Origin of the sequence: Micromonospora sp. LOL_024 (assembly GCF_048060415.1) — a bacterium.
In the GTDB taxonomy this organism is placed as follows: Bacteria; Actinomycetota; Actinomycetes; order Mycobacteriales; family Micromonosporaceae; genus Micromonospora.
The window spans coordinates 1-1,625 of record NZ_JBHMIS010000118.1 but is presented as its reverse complement, the minus strand read 5'-3'; the positions used below and the strand labels follow the sequence as shown (position 1 = coordinate 1,625).

The following is a 1,625-nucleotide window of genomic DNA, read 5'->3' as shown; positions in this document are numbered from 1 at the left end:
GAAGGTCTCCAACCGGGCGCAACGCATAGATCAGATCAAGCTACTGCGGACCGCCCTCTCAGAACCTGGGGAGTCGACCCGCTGCGCGGCCCGCACCGGGTTGTCACGATCGACACGTTCCTGCAGGAACTCCTCACATTCCTGCTACGTGCGGGCCACCTGCGCTGGCCGGGCGGGCACACGGACCTGACAGTCAAGGACGCCTGGGACAACACCTACGCCCACAACTTCGCCCGCTACCAACCGGTCCTGGCCCTGTCCGGCCGCGACATCGTGGTCGCCTCCGTCGTCAACCCGAGACCGCGGAGCCACATCGACAACGAGCCGTTCACCAAAGAGATCAGTGGCGGCGTCTGCACCCACGACGACGTTCGCACCGTCTTGACCGCAGTCTTCGCCGACGACCAGCTGCGCTCCCTCCTGGGGGAACGTCTGCGGGCCGTCGTCGCCCACCTCATCGTCGACGAAGTCTTCGACGCCAACCGGCTTGACGTCCTGCTGATCGGCCTCGCCGCAGCCCACCAGATCGGGGTCACCATCATCGGTGACCCCTGGCAAGCGCTCTACCAGTTCCGCGGCGCCGAACCTGACCTCGTGCACCAGCTCATCACGGACTGCAAGCTGCGAACCTACCCGCTGACGCGATCCTTCCGCTTCCAGACCACTCAATGCCAGAATCTGGCCGTCGACCTACGCGCCGGCAAGGGCGTGGAACTGCCGACACGCGACGCCCTGCCGCTCGACATGGTCCTGGCCCACGACTGGAGCACATTGTGGCAGATCGGGCAGGACGTGCTCCCCCTGTCGTTCGGCAGCCCCCGCACCACAGAAAAAGCCGCCGCGCTGCTGCTGCTCGATATCGTGACCGTCGCCGGGCTCGGCCAGCACGCCGTCTTCGTCGGCGAAGCCTTGCAACTGCTACGGATCACCGACCCGGACGCGCCGGCCCGGCTGGCCCCGCAGCTGTCAGACGCGCTCAGTGCCCTTCGGCCCGCCACGAAGACCGCCGTCAACGACGCCTGGGAGGCACTGGTGGCCGCCATCGCCACCGAATCAGCCCGCTCCTTCCGTCCACGCCACGCCACCTACACCCGGCCGCTGGCTCAACTGGGCGACTACCTGCGCCGCGCTGTCGCCCGCCCGGTCCCCGGGCTGACCATCCACCAGGCCAAGGGCCGGGAATGGCCCGCTGTCGGGGTCCGGCTGACTCCCACCGAGCAACAACACCTCGCGGCCGGTCTCACACCAGATCACGACGGGCAACGCGCGATCTACGTCGCCCTCACCCGCGGCAAGGCCGACACCGTCGCCGTTTGAACCGGGCGCGAGGATCCGCACGGTCACCTGTGTCGTCGGAATGGTGCACCGTAACAACAAAGGTGGGGTGCCGATCTTCGCAGCGCCCTGTACCACGAAGGCAGGAAACTACTGGGGTTGCCCATTGGTCGCTGGCCTCAGAGCATGTAGTCCGCAATCTGCTTGGCGAGCTGCAGGGGCCACGGCAAGGCTGTTGTCCATCGAATGTACGGCGTGGCGTTACGGAGATCGTGCACTAACGCGGCCCAATGAGGTGATCTCAGCAAGGTTTCGGGGGCGGTTCGGGATGACACGGGCGTAACGTCCAT

2 protein-coding genes are annotated in these 1,625 nt (G+C 66.6%); one reads left to right on the top strand and one right to left on the bottom strand.

Going from position 1 to position 1,625, the window contains the following annotated elements; genetic code table 11:
- On the top strand, positions 1-1,317 hold a 1,317-nt coding region (locus ACFHWY_RS28405), incomplete at its 5' end, for a UvrD-helicase domain-containing protein (protein ID WP_416583311.1).
- Positions 1,318-1,454: 137 nt separating this feature from the next.
- Here ACFHWY_RS28405 and ACFHWY_RS28400 read toward each other — a convergent pair.
- Positions 1,455-1,625 (bottom strand): RNaseH domain-containing protein, encoded by a 171-nt coding sequence (locus ACFHWY_RS28400; protein ID WP_416583312.1) that lies wholly within the window; start codon positions 1,623-1,625, stop codon positions 1,455-1,457.